Source organism: Enterococcus sp. GPZ-007 (assembly GCF_059374735.1).
The window spans coordinates 1-20,731 of sequence record NZ_JCAFYN010000057.1; the positions used below are offsets into that span (position 1 = coordinate 1).

The window sequence follows — 20,731 nt, forward strand, 5'->3', positions numbered from 1 at the left end:
AGCACCATGTTCGATCAAATGATCGAACATGGTGCTTTTTTATGCCTGTGAAACAGAAGAACCTAAGATTCTAGAGGACTTTATCAGTGGCTCTCCGATCATTCGGGGCCTGTTTTTTTGTATAGTTTTAGACCATGGGCTCTAAGAAAAAAGAACGAGGGTGCTCTGGAAAATAAAAAACAGTGATTATATTGGGGTTTCCATATGAAAAAAGTCTAATATTTCTTATTTATATATGCTAAAATTTTAGGTATTACATGTTAATTAGGAGGTCCTGTGGGGAAGAAGGTTTTACTTTTATTATTTATTATGTTTCTGTTTTGTTTAGAAAGACCAGTTTATGCGGTTGAAGATATGATGGAAATAACGAAAGCAGCTGGTTATACCGATGCTTTAGCGGAGAACAAACCAAAAGCGTCCATCGTCGTTGATGGAGTAAACGGTCAGATCTTATGGGAAGAGAACGCTGAAATGGTGAGAGAGCCAGCAAGTATTTCGAAAATGATGACCGTCTTTTTAGTCTTTGATGCCATAAAAGAGGGGAATTTTGACTTAGATACAAAAATCAAAGCGACTGAAAATGATCAAGCAATCAGCCAATTGTACGCGATCAGCAACAATAATATTGTGGCAGGTGTCGAGTATCCGGTCAGAGAGCTGCTAAAAATGGTCGTGGTTCCTTCATCAAATGTAGCGACAGTAATGCTAGCCAACGCTGTCTCGGAGAACGACGCTGGCGGGTTCATTAAGCAAATGAATGAAAAGGCCCAAACAATCGGCATGAAGAATACTGTTTTTTATAATTGTAGCGGCGCATCTGCTGCGAGCTTTGAAGGTCTTTACAATCCAGCAGAATTCGATCCCAATGGCAGTAATACGTCAACGGCTCGGGACTTAGCCACGATGGTCTTTCATTTGATTAATGAGCATCCCGAGGTATTGGATTTTACCAATCAGCCAAAGGTCACCGCCATGGCGGGTACACCTTATGAAGAGACTTTTGAGACGTATAATTATTCCTTGCCTGGAGCAAAATATGGCTTTGAAGGTGTAGATGGAATGAAGACAGGCTCAGGTCCCAGCAGTGCCTTCAATTATATTGCGACGGCTAAGCGGGGAGATACGCGTGTGATTGAAGTGATCTTAGGTGTGGGAGACTGGTCAGATCAGGACGGAGAATACTATCGCCATCCCTTCGGCAATGCGTTGCTAAAAAAAGTCTTTGATGAGTATGAACATCGCTTGCTTTTAGCAAAAGGCACGCATACAATCGAAGGAAAATCGATCCAATTAACCGACGATTTGTATGGTGTTGTAAAAAAGAATGAAGAACCGAAACTTGCGATCCAAGCGAACCAAGTAGTGTTAGCGAATCAGAAGGAGCAGCTAACAGCGGACATGCCGAAGCTATCCTTGAAGTACAATGAACGAGTATCGAAAGAGAAGCATTTGCCCCATACGAACAAGCCGTCGTTGTTGGATCAAGCAAAAGGGTACCTTCTACCAATGGTATTGCTTGCTTTAGGACTGTTATTACTCTTTTTACCAGCTAAGCGAAGAGTGGTAGGGCGGACTCGTAGCAGTGCCTATAGAAAAAGTACATTAATATTCAGAGTTATCGGTTTCACCTGTATCTTTGCCTCGCTGATTTTGCTGATGATAGAACTATTATAGGTAGACGAGTAAAAAAATGACGATAAAAATCAGAGTAACCAACAATAACTGGCTACTCTGGTTTGTTTTTTATCAGCAGCAATCCAGCGGACAACCTAACTGTTCGGCGATCGCTAATCCGGATGGTGTTTGAGCCAGACCGGCATGTCCGGTACAGCGCAGTGACGCTGGGATCATCCGGCCGACTTTATTAAAGCTTTCAATCGTTTCATCTAAAGGAACGACCACATCGTATCCAGCCAACGACATATTCGCAGCGCCTAGCGCATTCATCCCGCACATCATATTTTTCCCAAGACAAGGGACCTCCACGCGAACACCGATTGGATCACAGGTCATGCCAAAGACATTTTGCAGCCCCATCGTCGCTGCATTCACGGCTTCTTCGATCGTTCCGCCCATTAATTGGACTAAGGCACCAGCAGTCATTCCTGATCCCGAGCCGCACTCGGCCTGACAGCCAGCTACTTCTGCTGCAAACGTCGCGTATTCTGCGATGAAGACGCCGATCATCCCAGCTGCCAGTAATGCACGGACCAATTCATCATGAGATTTTTTCTGATAGTCGCTGACGGCGATCAAGGTTCCTGGAAGTGCACCGCAAGAACCAGCTGTTGGAGCAGCGACAAAGACGTTCATGGAGCTTTTGACCTCCATCAAAGCGGAAATGTTTTCGATGATTTTGGCCGGCAGATCGTCACCAATCAGCTTCTCCCGGTTTGCTCGAATCTTCGGCGCTTGTGAGCCTAACATCCGGTCTTCATAGGAAGTTCCGGCTAAACCTACTTTGATTCCGTTTGCCATGATCGCCAGAATTTCTTCGGCTTTTTGATAGACCTCCTTTTCGGAGATACTGCCGCGATGACTTTCATAGCGCAGCGCCATATCGGCTAAATCCAAATTTTCCTCTTTGGCTAAAGCGATCATCTCTTTCGCGGTCGAAAAGAGCATCTTTGGTTCCTTTTGTGACATGATCGGCAGGACTGGGTCAAAGGCGATAAAACGTTCGATCTTCATTTGTTGGTTAAGCCAAGCGATCTCGTTGCCGGGAATGGCTTGCTGCGTCTTGATGTGCAGCAGCGTTTCACCATTCTGTTCTTTGATCGCAGCAGAACAAAACTTGCTGATTTTTTCTGCTAGCTCTGCTTCAGTTAGCTTTAACTGATTACCGAAGAGCAGCGTTTCATAAAAACCGCCAGAGACTTCAACGGCAAAGTGGTTGATCTCTGTGATCTCGATCATGCCGCCGCCAACGGAAAGGGCAACGACATCCAGCACTTCTCCAAAATCGGTTTTGAGCGCCATTTTATAGGTATTTGGATGATTGTTTTCATAAGGAATGACGCGGAAAACGACTTCCATCCCGTCCTCTTTAGCAATCTCAAGGGCGTTGGTTAGCCGACTATCCGTCGGGTCCATGCCCAACAAGCCACCGACTAGACCAATGTCGGAGCATTGCGTGATATAGCTGGCTGCCAAGGAACCTTCGGGATCGAAATCCGCTTGGAAATAGGTGATTTTTCCAGCAACCATCTGTCGCAACGCACGCCCGATGCGAACCGATGCGGCAGTATGAGAACTGGAAGGACCGATCATCACTGGACCTAATACGTCATTAAAAATACTCGCATGTTCTTTCATCTGCGCCTCCTTTTAGAAATCCGCTTCGATATAAACATCTTCACCTGCGATTTCGTCATCAATCACATCTTTCCACTTGTCAGCATCGATTTCTTTGAATGAAACAGAGACAACATTTGGTTTGCATCCTAACTCCTTCACGACGAAATCCTGTAATTTCTGTGCAAAATCCTGTTTTACTTCTTCTGTACGGCCTGGATATAGTTTTACTGATAAATGTGGCATAGTTAATTCCTCCTAATAGATAATTTTATGTTGTTCTGGCTAGGACCATTCTGTGCCGACTTTTTCTGAAAGTGCGCGCTCATAGATTTTTTGCGCGGTGACCAAATCCTGTGCACCGATCCCGACTGTTTTGAAGACAATAATTTCCTCATCATTTTCTCTGCCGCCGACTTTTCCCATCAAGACTTCACCGATATCGCCTGTAAAATCATCTTTGGTAATCGTACCGTCATCTAATGGAATCAAAATATCACCCGCTTCGGAAAGCACGGCTTCTTCTGAATCGAAATAAATCTTACTTGCTCGTTCTAAAATCACAGGGTCCATCTCCTGCATATGAGGTTGATAAGAACCGACACAGCTGACCGTCGCGCCGGCTTTGACTTTGCTGCCGTCAAAGACAGGGGAGGTAGCTGGTGTAACAGTGACGATTAGATCCGCATCACTGATCGCGTCATCTGAGGTTACTGCTGGTAAAATCTCAGTGCCATACGCTTTTAATTCCTCATTCATTTGAGCAGCAAATTCCTTCGTACGTTCAGGATTTTGATCAAAGACATAGACTGTATCCAAATCGCGGGCGCAGATCATGGCCTCTAATTGAGTCGCCGCTTGCCCGCCGGTTCCAATCAGTGCGCCTTTTTTGGCGTCCTCGCGTCCTAACACATCAAAAGCTACACCAGACGCTGCACCTGTTCTGAACTGAGTCACAGTCACACCGTCTAATAGAGCATTAACATAGCCCGTCTTGCCATCGACTAATAATACCTGGGCTGGAGCCGATGATAAGCCTTTATCAATATTATCAGGGAAAATATTGATGATTTTCAGTGCCGCCGCATCTAGATCAGGCACATAAGAAGGCATGAATAAGAACGTCCCATTTTGTTTCTCCGAGACGATCTGAGTCCGTAAAGGCACCTCTGTTTTGTTTTCGCTAAATAATTGGAAAGCGACCTTATCGGCTTCGATGGCATCCTTCATGGTAAAAACCTGTTTGATATTCTCACGTGATAAAAGTAACATATTATCCCCCTTTTGAATTTTTTCTATCCATCTAAAAGTATAAGCGATTACATTGTTGGTGTCACTGTGATAATTTGTTTGCGTCCCTTTTAGTTGATAGGAAGTAGAGGGTAATTTTTGCAAGAAGGTGAAAATATTAGAATCTGTTATTCAGGTATTTTATAAAACAGCTATTTTAAGCGGAATCAGAATGTGGTAGAATTTTACATCAACACTTTAAATAACTTGCAATGAGTATTGCAGGACTGAAAGGACGAGAATACCGGCGGATAATATAGGTTGGTTGAAATCGTAAGTTCCTATCGAGTATCAAGTGAAGTTGTTCGCTTAAAAACAGCAAGCAAATAAGTCAACTTTGGGGAGATTAGGGAGAATGAAAGAACACAAACACAGTAAAGCTATTAAAAGAATTGTAGCAGCCGTTTTGATTCTGGTTATCGGAGCGATTGCAGCAATTAAGTTTTTTGAAAAAATCGACAATGGTTATGTCGGTGTGCGTTATTCCATGAATGGCGGAATCAAAGATGAAGCTCTGACTCAAGGGGTGAAATTCGTCGGAATCGATAAGGTGATCCAATATCCGATCCGCCTGCAAACGATCCAAGCCAAAAATGTTTCTGTTTCAACCAGCGATGGGAAAAAGACCACCATCAACATCAAATATGATTACAAAGTCGACCCAACCAAGGCGGCGAAAATGTATAAGGAGTTTGGGAATATCACCAGTGAAGATATCGAATCAGGCTGGTTGAAATCCAAGCTGCAAAAAGTCTCGCGGGAAGTTTATGCGAAGTTCAGCTTACTGGATGTGCTATCCGGTGAGTCCTCAAAAGTAGAGGCGGAGGTCTTAGCCGATTTTGCGAAATCTGTGGAGAAAAAAGGCTTTCTGGTAGAGGATGTGACTCTTGGTGTACCGGATGTCGATGCGGAGACGCAAAAATCAATTGACGCGATCATCCGCGCAGGACAAGAAAATGAAAAAGCCAAATTAGATGCCGAAACCGCTAAGACTCAAGCAGACAGTGAAGCCTACAAGAAAACCAAAGCAGCCGAGGCTGAAGCAGAAGCGAATAAAAAGGTCGCTGATTCAGTAACTGATGAGTTGATCCGTTACACAGAAGCCCAAGCCAGAGAAAAACACGGTTGGGTCACGGTTAATGGTGCAAATACGGTCGTAACCGATCAGGGCAAGTAGTATGGCATATTTCATAAGTAAAATATTCGTGTTTTTACTATTGTTGGTCTTGGCTGGATTCGTCTACGTCATGTTAAGATCCAACAGGAAGAATAAAAGTAAAAAAACGAAGAAGGACGATGACTGGAGCCAATTTTAGGTAGGGATGGACGATCCAGAAAGGAACTCGGATATGAAAGAACAAATACTCCAATTGATGGGAACAATCATCAAGCTTTCGATCCAGCATCCCGAAGCGGAAGATTTACTCATCAAAGCTGCCGTCCGCCTGAAAGAATTTGAACAACGTTTCAGCGCCAATGCAGAGGATTCTGAATTGATGAAAATCAATCGCCAAGCAGGGATCGCTCCAGTCAAAGTAGATCAGGAACTTTTTGAATTAATCAAAATCGGTAAAGAACAAAGCCTGATAGCAGATAGTGCGCTGAATATTGCCATCGGTCCTTTGATTCAAGAATGGCGCATCGGATTCAAGGATGCAAACTATCCATCGCCAGAAAAAATTCAAAGCCTGCTGCCGTTGATTGATCCAGCAGCGATCCAATTAGATGAAAAGAAACAAACTGTTTATTTGGAACACGCAGGGATGGCGATAGACTTAGGCGCATTGGCGAAGGGCTACTTTGCTGATAAAATCATCGCTGATTTCAAAAAGGCTGGAGCGGCTGCGGCGTTTATCGATCTCGGCGGAAATGTGCTAACCTATGGAGCAGTACCGCAACGAGCAGATGGTCGTTGGCGGATTGGTATCCAAAACCCATTCTTACCGCGAGGAAACTATGTCGCTGTGGTAAAAGTACAAAACGAATCCGTTGTGACCTCTGGAATCTATGAGCGAAAGTTTGACTGGCAGGGGCAAAGCTATCACCATATTTTTGATAGTCAGACCGGCTACCCCATCAAAACCAATCTAGCCAGCTTGACGATCGTTTCGGGAGAATCCTTAGCAGGTGAGATTTGGACGACACGTCTATTTGGCAGATCTGCTCAAGAAGTACTAACAGAACTGAATCGGCTGGATGACATTGAAGGGATCGTGATCACCACTGATCAGCAGATAGCTTATAGTGAAGGATTAAAAGGCAGAATTGAACTCTAAGTAAAGAGACACAAGGATGAATCTTGTGTCTTTTTTTGCGAAACAGTTGTGATTTTATTCAATTTTTTTAGGCGATTTAAAAGATTTTGCAACGAAAAAATAATTTATTAAACGTTATTGAAAAAGCGTTTTCCTTTCTATATACTGTGTTTGAGAGAGGCCTTACATTAGGAACTAGGAGGTGAAAGAAATGCCAAAACGACTATGACTATGAAGCAGAACTATACTTAGAGTCTCTAAGCGAGTACAGTTAGCATTCTTTCCCTCAAAGTATCTCCGTGATTGAAAATCAATCCAATACTTTCGAAGGACACATACAAAAGCGGTCTTTTTTTGTGTGCAAAATTTTGAGTTGGAAGGAAAGCTGCGACTCATCAAGCCAGTGATCCAAACAAAAAATGACGACGAAAGAAGGATTTAGAAAATGAAAAAAAGAGCAAGTGGATTATTAGTGATCGCATTAGCAGTTTTTGCGATCGTGTTAGCGGGTTGTTCAAGCAATGATGCGAAGGAAGAGAAGAAGGATCGTGCGGAGGCCGACATCGACTGGCAAATGATCACGCCAGAAAAGATGAAGGACGTGCTAGAAAAAGACGATTCAACCGATTATCAAATCATTGATATCCAACCAGAATCCGATTATGCCAAAGGACATCTGCCAAACTCAGTTAGCGTACCAGCTTATCCAGTCGATACGGAAGACTTGGAAAAATTAGTCGTTGATAATGCGGATCAGTTCAAAGATGGCGACAATCCAATCTACGTTGTCTGCCCTGGCGGCGGTGGCGGTGCAAAGCGTACGATCTCACTATTAATCGACGAAGGTGTCGATGAGTCTCGCTTATTCATCGTAGAAAACGGTGCGAAGAAATGGCCTTATAAAGACGATAGTAAACTTTGGGTGACAGAATAAAAAGGTAGGTTTGAAGAATCCTCATGATATGCTTCATATAATTTTAGACAAGGAAAAAATAAACATCCAAATCTACTTATGTTTTAGGGTTAATTACATTTAGTATGATTTCCCGTTGAATAAACACGCTGTAAATGTCGAAAAATAAAAAGAAAATACGAAAAAAGTTTGAATAATTCGTGAATAATTGCTACTATCTTCTTTGAAAGCGTTTAATTCGAAGGGGATGAATTATTTGAAAAAAATGGGTTTAATTAGAAGTGCAGTGACGTTATTCACCGTATTGGGGCTTACTTTACCAGCAGAACTAGCAGCTGCAGAGACCATTAACAGTGAAGCGAGTAGTAATCAAGTTAGTAGTGTTAGCAGTACAGCAGCTAGTGAAACGAACAGTGTAGTTAGCGCTCAGACAATAGAAACAACTTCTTCTACTGATTCAACTACTGAAGGCAGTCCACAATCAAGTGAAGCATCAAAAAGTGCCACCACTGTACCAATTCAAATGTTGGGGATCAATGACTTTCATGGCGCGTTGAGTACGACGGGCAGTTACTATGATGCTGCTGGGAATAAAACTTCAAATGCAGGAACCGCAGCATTATTAGCCGGATATTTTAATCAGGCAGAAGCTTCATTCAAGCAACAGAACGCTGAAGGTAAAACGATTCGGGTTCAATCAGGCGATATGGTCGGCGCAAGTCCAGCCAATTCAGGTCTATTGCAGGATCAACCAACGATGCGTATTTTGAATAAAATGAACTTTGCGGTTGGTACGTTGGGGAACCATGAATTTGATGAAGGGTTAGGCGAGTTCAATCGCATTCTAACCGGAGCGAAACCAGGTGCGGATTCGGGTTTCTTGCCAATCGTGAATGAATATAATAATGCTATTCCTCAAGACGAGCTAAAGGGTGGATTTGATTTAGTTATTGCTAATGTTCATGAAAAAGGGACTGACAATATTCCTTATGGTTGGAAGCCTTATACTATTGAAAATGTCGGTACTCCTTCTGAGCCAATCAACATTGGCTTCATAGGGGTTGTTACTACAGAAATTCCGAACCTTGTATTAGCGGAACATCACAAGGATTATGAGTTCTCAGACCCAGCAGAAGAAATTGCAAAATACGCTAAAGAACTTGTCGAGAACGAAAAGGTCAATGCTATTGTCGTTCTTGGACATACACCTTCTGTACAGGGAAATGGTGACAGTGCAACTGGTGAGTCAGTTGATATTATGAATAAAGTTAACGAAATTTATCCAGACAATAGTGTTGATGCCTATTTTGCGGGACACAACCACGTGTACACGAATGGTGTAGTTGGAAATGCTCGGATTGTACAATCGACATCGCAAGGTAAGGGTTATGTTGATCTGCAAGGAGAATATGACACAAAAACAAACGATTTTGTGTCAACACCAAAAGCTACAGTTGCTCCTGTAGATCCAAATGGCGGTGTTACCAAGGATACTGCTATCGAAGCAATCGTTACAGATGCTGATGCTCGAGTGGCACAAGTTACAGAAGAAAAAATCGGAACAGCCGATAAAGCGGAAGATATTTCGCGAACAGTTAATGAAATGGGTGAGTCGCCTGTAGGGAATCTTGTAACGGATGCCCAGGTCTATATGGCGAATAAAAATGGTGTTCCTGTTGATTTTGCAATGACAAATAATGGTGGGATTCGCGATGACCTGAAGGTGAAGTCTGATGCCTCGATTACTTGGGGAGCGGCGCAAGCTGTACAGCCGTTTGGTAATATCATGCAGATCGTGGAGATGACTGGACAACAAATCGAGAATGTTTTGAATCAGCAAACGTTCAAATTTGATCCAAATGATGGTAGAGGTAGTGGATATTTCCTTCAAGTTTCCGGATTGAAGTATACAGTCATTGAAAATCCAGATAAAGCTGACACGGAACATCAATACGTTGTTAATGAAATGAAAAAAGCTGATGGCACACCGATAGAAGCAGATAAGACGTATAAGCTGATCATCAATGATTTCTTGTATGGTGGCGGTGATGGCTTCTCTGAATTTACCAAAGCAACGCTTACAGGTGCCTTGGATCCTGATACAGAGACATTTATCGGTTATATTAAGGATTTAGAAACGAAGAGTGAAAAAGTTTCGGCAAAAATCGAAGGTCGCAAAACATTAGCAGCGACTGATCCAGCAAAAGAAGAGACGGAGAAAATTAAAGCAGAGACAAAACTGGATAAATACCGTGAAGGCGACAAGAACATTACCGGAAAAACGATTCCTAATGGCACGATAACAATCACTCCAGCTAAAGCTCGGGCCTTGGCTCAAGGAAAAGCTGATAAAGATGGAAACATCAATATTGCCGTTGATCAGCTAGGCCTAAAAGAAGGTCAAGTGGCGACTGTGTCCATTGAAGGTGAAAACGGCGGAAAAGCAGAATTTTCAGTGACTGTCTTACCAATGGAAACAACCAGTACAACAACAGAACCAACTACCTCGATTGATCCAATAGACGCAGAAGCAAAACGAATCAAAGAAGAAACCGAAGTAGATGATCTTTATGAGGGCGATCAGTTTCTGACTGGAAAAACCATTCCGAATGCGACCGTTGAGGTTGCTGTTGAGGAAACCGCTACTGACGAAAAAGTTGAAACGAACTCAACAGGAGAACCGAAAAAATCTGGTGCAGATGGTGAATTCAAGATCGATATTCAATCTTTAAATTTACGTGAGAGTGATACAGTTCACCTAATCATTACTGGGGAAAACGGCGGCCGTGGAGAATTCATAGTAGATGTTTTGGGCAATGCAGCGCTAAAAGAAACAGATTTGATTAAAAAGGAAACAAAAATCGATAATCTTTACCAAGGTGACCCAGCCTTAACTGGGAAGACGATCGCAAATGCAACGATTGATGTTTCCGTTACTGATAGTGGAAAATTTGCATTAGGCAAATCTGATGAAAAAGGTAACATCAATGTTGATGTTAAAGAATTGAACTTGATTAAAGATCAAAAAGTGATCATTACGATCACTGGATCGAATGGTGGGCGAGCTGCATTTTCGTTGACTGTTCTGAAGCATGAGATTGTATCGGGGAATAACGGCGGACTTACAGGTGGTAATTCGACCGATCAAAACTGGATAGATCAGGTATGGAAAAAGGTCTATCCGAATACAGGTGAAGGACAACAACCAATCTTCGTACTTCTTGGTGTGGTTGCTTTAGGAGCCAGCGGGTTGCTTTATTTTAAGAGAAGATAAATAATGTATGATCATATAGCCAAGTCCAATTATGGGCTTGGCTATTTTGTTACAGAAATCCATGATTTTCTTCTGATTTCAACTTTTTTATCAGGTATAATGAGTGAACAATACATCTTTTGGAGGGGCTATGGAGAAGACGAATCAGATCAAATTGAATCTACAATATATCAGTATGCAGGTTCCTTACTGGATGGGCTACTCGGTGCTGGGAACCTTCACTTCGGTTTTCTTATTGTCTCGTGACTTTACGAATGGTCAGATTGGGACGGTTTTATCGCTAGCAAATTTATTCGCTACGATAGCCCAGCCTTTCTTAGCATCGTTTGCTGATCGGATGACACGGATTCGACTATCTCAGTTGGCAGCGGGGATGGCTTTGCTGCTGGTAGTATTCTCGGGGATATTGCTCGTGCTGCCAAAAGTTTTCTTAATCATCGCGTTGATCTATATCCTGCTCTATAGCAGTTTGGTACTTTTGCAGCCGCTGACGATCGCGATTGGAACCTTTTTTATCAGCCGCGGCTATGCTTTGAATTTTGGCGTGGCGCGCGGGATGGGCTCGTTAGCCTTCGCAGTAGCGGCCTCAATGACGGGCGTTCTGATTGAACGGTTTTCTGCGACGATCATTTTGTATCTCTTGATTGGCTTTTTTCTTTTGTTTGCACTTGTAACTTTATCCATTGATACCCGTAAGGATGGCGGGAAATATTCAGAATCGATCGTACCGGAGCATCTTCAAGAGGTTCACACGGGAGAGCCAATCGGGCTGGTGGAATTTGCTAAAAAATATAAGCGGTTTATGTTTTTACTCGTTGGCGTGTCCTTCTTGTTTGTTTTCCATACGATCACGAATAGCTACATGTACCAGATCATGCAGCCATTAGGTGGGACAGAAGCGAATGTGGGTTCTTCCTTGTCTGTTGCGGCATTGAGTGAACTGCCGACGATGTTTTTCTTTTCGATCTTGCTGCGGCGTTTTAAGATTCATTCATTGATGCGTTTTGCGGCAGTCTTCTTCTCAGTCAAAGCGCTGCTGGTTTTATTCGCCGGGAATATTTTTCTGATCAATGCGGGGCAAAGCCTGCAAATGCTGGGATTTGCGATGCACACGATGGCTTCTGTTTACTATACGAATCAAATCATTCCGCAGAAGGATCTGGTCAAAGGGCAGACCTTGATGGCGACAGCGAATTCGATTGGTGGAATCATCGGCGCCTTTGCCGGTGGACACATACTGAGTCTTTTCTCTGTTTCAACGATGCTTTTAATCGGAACGATTATTTCGCTGGCAGGGACGTTGATCGTTTTGCTGTCAGTGGAAAAAACTGAATAATCTGAGCGTCTATTCCTAGTTAGGGAATAGGCGTTTTATTTCGTTTTCTTTTTAAAAAGCGATAGAGTGGAGCTTGTAGTAACCGATGAAGGGGGTCTTTCATGAAACGCTATCGCTACTATCTGATCATTTTTTTGATCGCCGGACTCTTTGTTCTTCCACAACTATGGACGCAAAAAATGATTTTAGGCGCGGATGCGCTGTTTCACTACAATCGTTTTTATGAGACGGCAGAGCAGATCAGAACGGGAAATTTCAGCTACTTTATTTCGCTCTTCGGTTTCCAGCAATCTGGACGGATCGTGAATGCGGTGTATGGGCCGTTGTTTTCCTATATTCAAGGTGGATTGGTTTTACTGGCGGGCATATGGTTTCGCTATCAGGTGTTGTCGAATTTTCTGGTTTATTTATTAGCCGGTTGTTCGCTGTTCAAATTACTGACTTATGACAAACTCAAAGAAAGCACGGCTTTGTTTACGGCAATTATTTTTATGACTACCTATAGTGTTAATTATTGGGGCTTGAATCAAGGCTTCACCAGCTGGGGCACAAGTTTGTTACCTCTGTGCTTGATTCCGCTGGTGGATCTGAAAAATCAGCATTTTCCGATTGTCAAAGTTGCTTTAAGTATGGCGCTGATGACGCAGGTTCACACGTTGACGGCAATGATGCTGGGGTTGATTTATTTTCCCTTTTTTGTTGTCTATGCACGAAAACGCTGGGGTGCAGCGCTCATTGAGCTAGCCAAAACAATCGGCTTATATGCGTGTTTGTCAATCAATGTGTGGATCAGCTTATACTTGATCAACACGGGAGATCAATTAAAAATGCCCTTTACCAATCCGCAAATGAGTGAAAAGGCGATCGATTTGGGCGGAGCCTACTGGCTGCATTATCCCGGGATTTTACGCCTGGTGCTGATTGTGGGCTTTCTTTTTTGCTTGATTAAATGGCGCAAGGTGCAGCGATTTACGAAGCAATTATTGATTTTTAGCGGCATCCTCTTTTTCCTTTCAACCAGTCTGATTCCGTGGGATTGGTTCGTTGCCCATCAGGTGCCCTTGGTTTCGTTGATCCAGTTTCCGTTTCGTTTCTTTGCACCATTTACCGTGTTGTTTCTATTCTTTCTGGCTTCGTTAATCAATGATTTAGCTGAGAAAAAAGCGGTATATGCTCTGCTGCTGATGACTATAATCACAGTCGGGCAAAATTTACAGGTTATGACCCATGATTTGAATCAATGGGATCAACGTTCCTTAGTAAGTAAGCATACATTTGTGCGTACTTCCGAAAAAGCAGCACGGCAAAGCTTTTATGACTCTGATCTGGAAAAGGCTTTGAAGGCTGTAGAAAAATCCAGTCCAGATTATTTACCGATCTATCATGACGATGCGAAAAATAAATATGTCAGTTATGAGAAGCAAATTCTCGCAAACCAAACGAATTTCGCAAGAACTGTTAAAAACAATCAATTAGAGCTTACGTGGAATTCGAAAGAAGCAGGGACTGTCCAGCTGCCTGTGATCGTCTATCAGAATACAAAAATAGTAGAAAATAATCGGGAAGTTACACCCTCTGCGCTGTCGAATATCGGTGTGCCGACCATCAAACAAAAAATCGGAAAAAATATGGTACGGGTCCATTATGATCCGCCAGAATATATCTCAATCGTTTTTGTTCTCTGTGCCTTAAGCTGGCTTGCGACATTCTTATGGTGTCTTTATCATTTTTTCACTAAGGTAGGATAACTTTGGCTTTCTGTGAAGCTATCAGGTAAAATACAAAAATAGAAACGGGGATGAAGCACAATGACAAACTATAATAATGAAAAGGATCGTCGCTTGCGTGGCTCCATGGCACCAAAAACGGAAGACGATGTGGCTCTCGCAGGAACAAATTCTAGTGAGACGGAAGATAAATCAGAAGCGTTAGCCGGCAGTAATTCTGGTGAACCCAAAGAGGTTGCCCGCTCTGGCTCAAACGCGGTCGAGGAAGAAGAACCGCATTCATCATTGAAGGATGAAGCGAAAAAAATCATCAAAGAGATCGAAGACAAGATTGATCCGAAGAAATAACGAGTGGAAGTTTACATGGATAATTATTTAGAGATTTATGAGCATTGGTATCCACGAAGTTATGGCTTGGATGATTATCCGACAGAATGTCATGTGACCTATTCGGGAGCAGAACGGAAAGTACTATTCGAACAATTAACCGAACCTCAGCAAGCCTTAGTTAATCAGCAAAGAAAGTATGAAGTTCGCTCATTGTTTTTGCAGAAGCAGTATTTAGAAACTTCTGACTGGGAATTTGTCGCGTTGAATATCGACGACGAATACGAACGGGGGGTTCACAGCGAGTTGAAATGCGCGTGTGGGCGCCCGCTAAAATATCAGTTTGTGATTGAGTCAAAAATCAAACAGCAGGAGATTCGGTTAGGCATCCAGCATTTTAAGGATCATTTAGGCATCTCACAGCAGGTGGCTGAAGAAATCAAAAAAGGCGTTGCTCATGTGGATTTGGCTTTGGATGAGCTGCTGTGGTTGACGGGGAAGGGAATCTCATTTCCAGAGGACCTGTGGCATCGCTACGTATTTGCCTATTATCGCAACAATACTCTGCGTCATCCGCTTTCCTTGAATCAGAAGTTAGCTGAGCGGGTCGTCCGGTTTCGTGAGGCGAAGATGCCGCTGTTTATCGGTGATTATCTAAGTGTCGTGACGGAGATCAATCAAGTGGATCGCGAAGTTTTTGAGCGGCAGGAGAAGAATTTTTTAGCGGATAAAACAGTTTTCGAAGCGTATTTAGATGATTTTCAGCAGGATATCCAAGCACCCGTTTATTTGGAACGAAAGTTTTGGGGCCGGAAGCTGACGGATTTTATTGAATTAGAACGTTACGGGACTGAAACCTATGAAGAGGCTAAGGTGCGATACTTTGACGACTTGTTATCGTTCCTATTGGTGTTGAAGGATAAAAATCAAGCGGCACGAAAAATTCGCAGCTTTGAACTTTTCCATGAGAAAAAATATGGCAATGCAGAATTGATTGCCTTCATTATTGAAAAATACCAGCAATACCAATTTACACAGAATTTTTTCTTAGCGGTTCCGAAAGTTTATCGTGTCGGTATCCGCAAAGCAATCCAACGCAAACAAAATAAATAGGGGTCTGCTTCCATTTTAAGATGGAACTAGACTCTTATTTATTTGTATGGAAAGAATTTTTTATTCATGATTTGGCTACCTTTTTGACAGCGAATAATTGTTCCGAAGAATACTTTAATAAATAACGAAAAAATACTCAATAAACTGTGTGATTTATATTTTTTATGGGATAATAGAAATGTAAAAACAATAATTTTAGGAGCTGAAAGCCGATGTTTGATTCGCAAAAGGTGAAGGATTTAAATGAGTTGGAGTTGATCGTTTATACCTTTATTGTCGAAAACATGGAGCATGTGGGTGGAATGACGATCCGTGATCTTTCTGACAGCTGCCACGTGTCGACCTCGACTATTTTGCGCTGTTTAACTAAGCTCGGCTATTCCGGCTATACGGAATTCAAATACGCGTTGAAGGAGAATCTTTCACGACAAGGTCAATCCTTTGAAGCTTTTTATGACGCGAATGTCCACGTTGATGCTTTTTTAAAAAAAGTAAACAACGAAAGCTATCATACGGTGCTAGATCCGGCGATTGATATGATCGTTGGCAGCAAACACCTTGTTTTTTCAGGAATAGGAACAAGTGGTACCTTGGGAACTTACGGGGCGCGCTATTTTTCAAACATGCTATTTAACGCTTATGCCATTACCGATCCCTTTGTTCCGGCTCCAACGAGAGGATTAGAAACAACTTTATTAATCGCTTTGTCAGTTTCAGGTGAAACAACTGAGATTATCAAGCAAATCGAAAATTTCAAACGCTACGGAGCCAAAATTTTGAGCATCACAAATGATCAGCACTCGACAATCGCACAAATGGCAGATTTTAATATCTCTTATTATATGCCAGAGATAACAGGTCCTGATCCAGCAGAAGAATTTATAAACCTTACGACACAAGTTCCAGTCATCGCACTTTTAGAAATCTTAGCGCAACAATCCTATCAGCGAGAAAACAATGCTAAAGACTGATCACAACAGCCTTTAGCATTTTTTTTGCGAGTTACGCTTTTCGCAGTTTATTAAAGAGCGAGTATTTATTATATCTTATACTGCATAAGGAACGGACCGTTTAGCGGAATCGTATGCGTACGAAAATAAGCTCATTTTTCTGGGCTTTGAAAAATGAATTCCTCTGAAATGAGCTAGCTGCGAGTTACGCTTTTCGTAGTTTATTAAAGAGCGAGTATTTATTAAATCTTTTACTGCATAAAGAACAGACCGTTTAGCGGAATCGTATGCGTACGAAAATAACCACATTTTTCAAGGCTTTGAAAAATGAATTCCTCTGAAATGAGCTAGGTGCGAGTTACGTGTTACATATGTTTTATAGTCCATTAGCACAACATATTGTGGTTAATAAAGGAATTAATCGTTCAGAATAACAAATCAAGCTTAAAAAGGACCATTTTGTTTTTTTGTTTGGAACATGTTTCTGACTGTTACAGAAGTATTCCAATCGATGAGTTCATCGCTTATGATAAAACTGTAAACGGATACAACAACGCGAATGGCCATCGCAGCAAAAATTATTATTAAGGAGAATCAATTTATGAATAACTTTATTAACGAGAAATTATTGCCGCCGATTTTAAAATTTGTAAATACTAAAGCTATAACTGCTCTTCGTAACGGGATGTTATACACCATGCCATTTACAATTGTCGGCTCGGTCTTCTTACTATTAGCGAATTTTCCAATACCAGCCGTTTCTGAATGGGTTGCGAGCAGTGGGTTAGATTTCTATTTTAACGAAGCATTCGGTGCATCATTTGCTATTATGTCAATTTTTGCTGTAATGGGTATTGCAAATTCTTATGTAAAAGAAGAAGGTTTCGAAGGGTTACCCGCAGGAATGATAGCGGTTGTAGTCTTTCTACTAACAATGAAATCTAGTGCGACAAACGCAGAAACGAATACTATCGTAACCAATGTCATTGATAAAACTTGGACAGGTGGACAAGGAATGATCAGTGCGATCTTAGTCGGATTATTTGTCGGCTGGGCGTACTCTTGGTTCTTGAAACGTGATATCCGCATCAAATTACCTGAACAAGTACCCGCAAACGTAGCGAACTCATTTACTGCATTGATTCCAGCAGCAGTAATCACAACAGTAGCATTAGTTGTCTATGTAATCTTTGATAAATTCCTTAACACAACAGTGGTCGAATCAATCTATAAAGTTATTCAAAGTCCGATGCAAGGGGTTACAGATACCTTTGGTGGCGCAATGATGTTAGGCTTCTTGGTTCCATTCTTATGGTTCTTCGGTGTTCATGGTTCTACCTTGGTCGGCGGGATCATGGGTCCGATCTTGACAGCAAACTCATTGGAAAACACAGCAATCTTAAAAGCTGGTAAAGAGTTAACGGTTGCTAATGGGGGACACATTGTTACTCAACAATTCTTAGATCAGTTCATGACAGTGACAGGTGCTGGGATGACGATCGGTATCGTAATGTACATGGTTATGTTTGCTCGTTCTGCTCAGTTCAAGCAATTAGGACGCTTAGCACTGCTGCCAGCATTCTTTAATATCAATGAACCGATTTTATTCGCAACACCAGTAGTAATGAATCCGATCATGGCGTTGCCATTCATTTTAACACCAATGGTTTCAGGCGTGATTACGTACTTCTCACTATATTCAGGACTAGTACCATTATTCACTGCTGTACAAGTACCTTGGACAACACCACCAATTATCTCTGGATTCTTAGTGGGTGGCTGGAGAACAGCGGTCTTGCAAGCGGTCGTATTAACAGTCGGATTCTTCATCTATCTGCCATTCGTTCGTAAAGTGGATTCATTGAACTACTTGCAAGAACAAGGCGAAAGCATGGAAGAAATTGAAAAAGATTTAGCAAACGAAAATAAAAAAGCCGAAGGAAGCGCAACGGTTTAATTAAAGAGGTAAACAAATGAGTATTTTTAAAGAGAACTTTTTATGGGGCGGCGCAGTTGCCGCCCATCAACTAGAGGGTGGTTGGCAAGACGGCGGAAAAGGTGTCAGTGTGGCAGATGTGATGACTGTCGGCGCTCATGGCGTCCCACGTCGAATTACCAACGGAGTTTTAGAGGGCGAAAATTATCCGAATCATGAAGCGATTGATTTTTATGGACGCTACAAAGAAGATGTGAAATTATTCGCAGAACTTGGATTGAAATGCTTCCGTACTTCAATTGCATGGACCCGGATCTTTCCTAATGGCGATGAGACGGAACCAAATGAAGCAGGACTGCAATTCTATGATGACCTGTTTGATGAATGTCTAAAATATGGGATCGAGCCTGTTATTACCTTGTCCCATTTTGAAATGCCTTATCATTTAGTCACCGAGTATGGCGGTTGGAAGAATCGTAAAATGATCGAGTTCTTCGTTCGATTTGCTGAAGTGTGTTTCACTCGCTACAAGGATAAAGTTAAATATTGGATGACCTTCAATGAAATCAACAACCAAGCTAACTATAAGGAAGACTTTGCGCCATTTACCAATTCTGGTTTGAAGTTTGAAGCTGGTGATGATCGTGAGAAAATCATGTATCAAGCGGCACATTATGAATTAGTTGCTAGTGCACAGGCTATCGAAATCGGTCATAAAATCAATCCTGATTTTGAGATTGGCTGTATGATCGCGATGGTTCCAATCTATCCCTATTCCTGCAGTCCATCTGATATGATGGCAGCTACCGTGGCGATGCAACGTCGCTATTGGTTTACAGATGTCCATTGCAAAGGGCGTTACCCAAGCTATATGAAAGCCTACTTTGATCGTAAGCAGTTCAATCTGGATATCACGGCTGAAGATGAAGTGCAATTAACGAAAGGAACCGTTGATTATATCGGCTTTAGTTACTACATGTCCTTTGCAGTGAAGGATCATGATAAAGGACCAGCGTTTGATTATGATGAAGCGAATGATTTAGTGGAAAACCCATATGTTAAAGCTTCTGATTGGGGTTGGCAGATTGATCCCACAGGCTTGCGTTATGCTATGAACTGGTTCAATGATCGTTATGAATTACCATTGTTCATCGTCGAAAATGGGTTCGGTGCGATCGATGAGATCGACGCTGACGGCGAGATTCATGATGAATACCGCATCGATTACTTGCGGGAACACATCGAGGCGATGCAGGAAGCGGTAATCTATGATGGCATTGATCTAATGGGCTATACGCCATGGGGCTTTATCGATTTAGTTTCTGCTGGAACAGGGGAAATGAAAAAACGTTATGGCTTCATCTATGTTGATAAAGACAATGAAGGCGCGGGTACATTGGATCGCAGCAAGAAGGATTCCTTCTACTGGTTCCAAAAAGTGATCGCAAGCAACGGAGATAAGTTATAGATACTTCATTTGAAATAGGAGGCAAAATGGAATGAGTGAAAAAACAATTATGTTAGTTTGTAACGCTGGGATGAGTACCAGTATGTTAGTCACAAAAATGCAAAAGGCGGCCGAAACACAAGGACTTGATGTAGAGATTTTTGCGACCGCCGCCGCAGATGCAACCAATCAATTGGAACAAAAAGAAATTAATACTGTCTTATTAGGACCGCAAGTTCGGTTCATGCAGAAGCAATTTGAAGCGAAATTAGAACCATTAGGGATTCCTGTTGATGTGATTGACATGACCGATTACGGCATGATGAATGGTGAAAAAGTTCTTGGCCAAGCAGTAGCAATGATCAACGGCTAGTTATCAGGGATTAAAAATGAAGGAGACTTTACATGCAAGAAGAAAACTTAGAGGCAGTGATGGGACTGATTATTCATGGCGGAAATGCGAAAAGCAACGCCATGGAAGCTATTCAAGAAGCAAAAAACGGCGACTTTCAGCTAGCAGATGAAAAAATCAAAGAAGCTGAAGAATCATTAGTCGAAGCGCACCATTCGCAAACAGGACTGCTAACCAAAGAAGCACAAGGCGAGCACCTTAATTTAAATTTACTGACTGTTCATAGTCAAGATCACCTGATGACTTCGATCGCTTTTACCGACTTGGCAAAAGAAATTATCGACGTTTATCGTAAAATGAGTGCATAAGAACACCCCATCCATGATTCTCCTAAATCATGGATGGGGAGTTTTTGCTAGTCCAACTTTTCGCAGTTGCTCAAAGTATGAGGTTAGTTACTAAAAAATAATCCCTATTCTCATTACAAGAAGTATAGTTGGATAGTATGCGCAATGAG

17 protein-coding genes are annotated in these 20,731 nt (G+C 42.1%); 14 read left to right on the forward strand and 3 right to left on the reverse strand.

All coding sequences use genetic code 11. The features are described 5' to 3' along the window. The first annotated feature begins 276 nt into the window (after positions 1 to 276). A complete protein-coding gene (locus tag AC4J95_RS19150) occupies positions 277 to 1,674 on the forward strand; it encodes a DUF1958 domain-containing protein (RefSeq protein WP_494551224.1) in 1,398 nt (465 codons plus the stop codon). A gap of 72 nt (positions 1,675 to 1,746) precedes the next feature. Here AC4J95_RS19150 and AC4J95_RS19155 read toward each other — a convergent pair whose 3' ends face one another. From AC4J95_RS19155 to AC4J95_RS19165, 3 genes are read right to left on the reverse strand one after another with little or no spacing between them, the layout of a single operon-like run. Next, positions 1,747 to 3,315 carry an L-serine ammonia-lyase, iron-sulfur-dependent, subunit alpha gene (locus tag AC4J95_RS19155; protein ID WP_494551225.1) on the reverse strand — a complete coding sequence of 523 codons (1,569 nt, stop codon included), beginning with the start codon at positions 3,313 to 3,315 and terminating at the stop codon, positions 1,747 to 1,749. 12 nt (positions 3,316 to 3,327) lie between these two features. Next, positions 3,328 to 3,540, reverse strand: a complete 213-nt coding sequence (locus AC4J95_RS19160; protein WP_316402757.1) for a tautomerase family protein — start codon at positions 3,538 to 3,540, stop codon at positions 3,328 to 3,330. Between the two features lie 39 nt (positions 3,541 to 3,579). After that, entirely contained in the window at positions 3,580 to 4,566 is a 987-nt protein-coding gene (locus AC4J95_RS19165) for an ornithine cyclodeaminase family protein (protein WP_494551226.1), read from the reverse strand. A gap of 373 nt (positions 4,567 to 4,939) precedes the next feature. On the opposite strand from AC4J95_RS19165, the gene AC4J95_RS19170 reads away from it, so the two are divergent. From AC4J95_RS19170 to AC4J95_RS19230, 13 genes are all read left to right on the forward strand, one after another. After that, complete coding sequence (locus AC4J95_RS19170; RefSeq protein WP_494551227.1) at positions 4,940 to 5,761, forward strand: SPFH domain-containing protein; 822 nt, start codon at positions 4,940 to 4,942, stop codon at positions 5,759 to 5,761. A gap of 172 nt (positions 5,762 to 5,933) precedes the next feature. Further along, positions 5,934 to 6,860 (forward strand): FAD:protein FMN transferase, encoded by a 927-nt coding sequence (locus AC4J95_RS19175; RefSeq protein WP_494551228.1) that lies wholly within the window; start codon positions 5,934 to 5,936, stop codon positions 6,858 to 6,860. 424 nt (positions 6,861 to 7,284) lie between these two features. Beyond that, a complete protein-coding gene (locus tag AC4J95_RS19180; RefSeq protein WP_494551229.1) occupies positions 7,285 to 7,773 on the forward strand; it encodes a rhodanese-like domain-containing protein in 489 nt (162 codons plus the stop codon). Between the two features lie 244 nt (positions 7,774 to 8,017). After that, positions 8,018 to 11,026 carry a 5'-nucleotidase C-terminal domain-containing protein gene (locus tag AC4J95_RS19185; protein ID WP_494551238.1) on the forward strand — a complete coding sequence of 1,003 codons (3,009 nt, stop codon included), beginning with the start codon at positions 8,018 to 8,020 and terminating at the stop codon, positions 11,024 to 11,026. A 130-nt stretch (positions 11,027 to 11,156) separates the two neighbouring features. Next, entirely contained in the window at positions 11,157 to 12,362 is a 1,206-nt protein-coding gene (locus tag AC4J95_RS19190; RefSeq protein ID WP_494551230.1) for an MFS transporter, read from the forward strand. Between the two features lie 101 nt (positions 12,363 to 12,463). Continuing rightward, entirely contained in the window at positions 12,464 to 14,110 is a 1,647-nt protein-coding gene (locus AC4J95_RS19195) for a putative glycosyltransferase family protein (protein WP_494551231.1), read from the forward strand. 60 nt (positions 14,111 to 14,170) lie between these two features. After that, the gene (locus AC4J95_RS19200) at positions 14,171 to 14,437 is read left to right on the forward strand and encodes an rRNA processing protein (RefSeq protein WP_494551232.1); all 267 of its coding nucleotides are present in this window, start codon (positions 14,171 to 14,173) and stop codon (positions 14,435 to 14,437) included. A 15-nt stretch (positions 14,438 to 14,452) separates the two neighbouring features. After that, entirely contained in the window at positions 14,453 to 15,529 is a 1,077-nt protein-coding gene (locus AC4J95_RS19205; protein WP_494551233.1) for a hypothetical protein, read from the forward strand. Positions 15,530 to 15,741: 212 nt separating this feature from the next. Continuing rightward, a complete protein-coding gene (locus tag AC4J95_RS19210; RefSeq protein ID WP_316402798.1) occupies positions 15,742 to 16,500 on the forward strand; it encodes a MurR/RpiR family transcriptional regulator in 759 nt (252 codons plus the stop codon). Positions 16,501 to 17,080: 580 nt separating this feature from the next. Then, entirely contained in the window at positions 17,081 to 18,436 is a 1,356-nt protein-coding gene (locus AC4J95_RS19215; RefSeq protein ID WP_494551234.1) for a PTS sugar transporter subunit IIC, read from the forward strand. A gap of 16 nt (positions 18,437 to 18,452) precedes the next feature. Then, complete coding sequence (locus AC4J95_RS19220; RefSeq protein WP_494551235.1) at positions 18,453 to 19,883, forward strand: 6-phospho-beta-glucosidase; 1,431 nt, start codon at positions 18,453 to 18,455, stop codon at positions 19,881 to 19,883. Between the two features lie 31 nt (positions 19,884 to 19,914). Next, on the forward strand, positions 19,915 to 20,235 hold the full coding sequence (locus AC4J95_RS19225; RefSeq protein ID WP_494551236.1) for a PTS sugar transporter subunit IIB: 321 nt from the start codon (positions 19,915 to 19,917) through the stop codon (positions 20,233 to 20,235). Positions 20,236 to 20,267: 32 nt separating this feature from the next. Then, positions 20,268 to 20,582, forward strand: a complete 315-nt coding sequence (locus AC4J95_RS19230) for a PTS lactose/cellobiose transporter subunit IIA (RefSeq protein ID WP_494551237.1) — start codon at positions 20,268 to 20,270, stop codon at positions 20,580 to 20,582. Positions 20,583 to 20,731 lie beyond the last annotated feature (149 nt).

What these genes read in the sequence shown, in the direction of transcription:
- AC4J95_RS19185 (WP_494551238.1), top strand. Translation starts at nt 8,018, where the DNA reads ATGGGTTTAATTAGAAGTGCAGTGACGTTATTCACCGTATTGGGGCTT.
- AC4J95_RS19220 (WP_494551235.1), top strand. Translation starts at nt 18,453, where the DNA reads ATGAGTATTTTTAAAGAGAACTTTTTATGGGGCGGCGCAGTTGCCGCC.
- AC4J95_RS19195 (WP_494551231.1), top strand. Translation starts at nt 12,464, where the DNA reads ATGAAACGCTATCGCTACTATCTGATCATTTTTTTGATCGCCGGACTC.
- AC4J95_RS19170 (WP_494551227.1), top strand. Translation starts at nt 4,940, where the DNA reads ATGAAAGAACACAAACACAGTAAAGCTATTAAAAGAATTGTAGCAGCC.
- AC4J95_RS19210 (WP_316402798.1), top strand. Translation starts at nt 15,742, where the DNA reads ATGTTTGATTCGCAAAAGGTGAAGGATTTAAATGAGTTGGAGTTGATC.
- AC4J95_RS19215 (WP_494551234.1), top strand. Translation starts at nt 17,081, where the DNA reads ATGAATAACTTTATTAACGAGAAATTATTGCCGCCGATTTTAAAATTT.
- AC4J95_RS19155 (WP_494551225.1), bottom strand. Translation starts at nt 3,315, where the DNA reads ATGAAAGAACATGCGAGTATTTTTAATGACGTATTAGGTCCAGTGATG.
- AC4J95_RS19200 (WP_494551232.1), top strand. Translation starts at nt 14,171, where the DNA reads ATGACAAACTATAATAATGAAAAGGATCGTCGCTTGCGTGGCTCCATG.
- AC4J95_RS19175 (WP_494551228.1), top strand. Translation starts at nt 5,934, where the DNA reads ATGAAAGAACAAATACTCCAATTGATGGGAACAATCATCAAGCTTTCG.
- AC4J95_RS19160 (WP_316402757.1), bottom strand. Translation starts at nt 3,540, where the DNA reads ATGCCACATTTATCAGTAAAACTATATCCAGGCCGTACAGAAGAAGTA.
- AC4J95_RS19230 (WP_494551237.1), top strand. Translation starts at nt 20,268, where the DNA reads ATGCAAGAAGAAAACTTAGAGGCAGTGATGGGACTGATTATTCATGGC.
- AC4J95_RS19225 (WP_494551236.1), top strand. Translation starts at nt 19,915, where the DNA reads ATGAGTGAAAAAACAATTATGTTAGTTTGTAACGCTGGGATGAGTACC.
- AC4J95_RS19165 (WP_494551226.1), bottom strand. Translation starts at nt 4,566, where the DNA reads ATGTTACTTTTATCACGTGAGAATATCAAACAGGTTTTTACCATGAAG.
- AC4J95_RS19180 (WP_494551229.1), top strand. Translation starts at nt 7,285, where the DNA reads ATGAAAAAAAGAGCAAGTGGATTATTAGTGATCGCATTAGCAGTTTTT.
- AC4J95_RS19190 (WP_494551230.1), top strand. Translation starts at nt 11,157, where the DNA reads ATGGAGAAGACGAATCAGATCAAATTGAATCTACAATATATCAGTATG.
- AC4J95_RS19205 (WP_494551233.1), top strand. Translation starts at nt 14,453, where the DNA reads ATGGATAATTATTTAGAGATTTATGAGCATTGGTATCCACGAAGTTAT.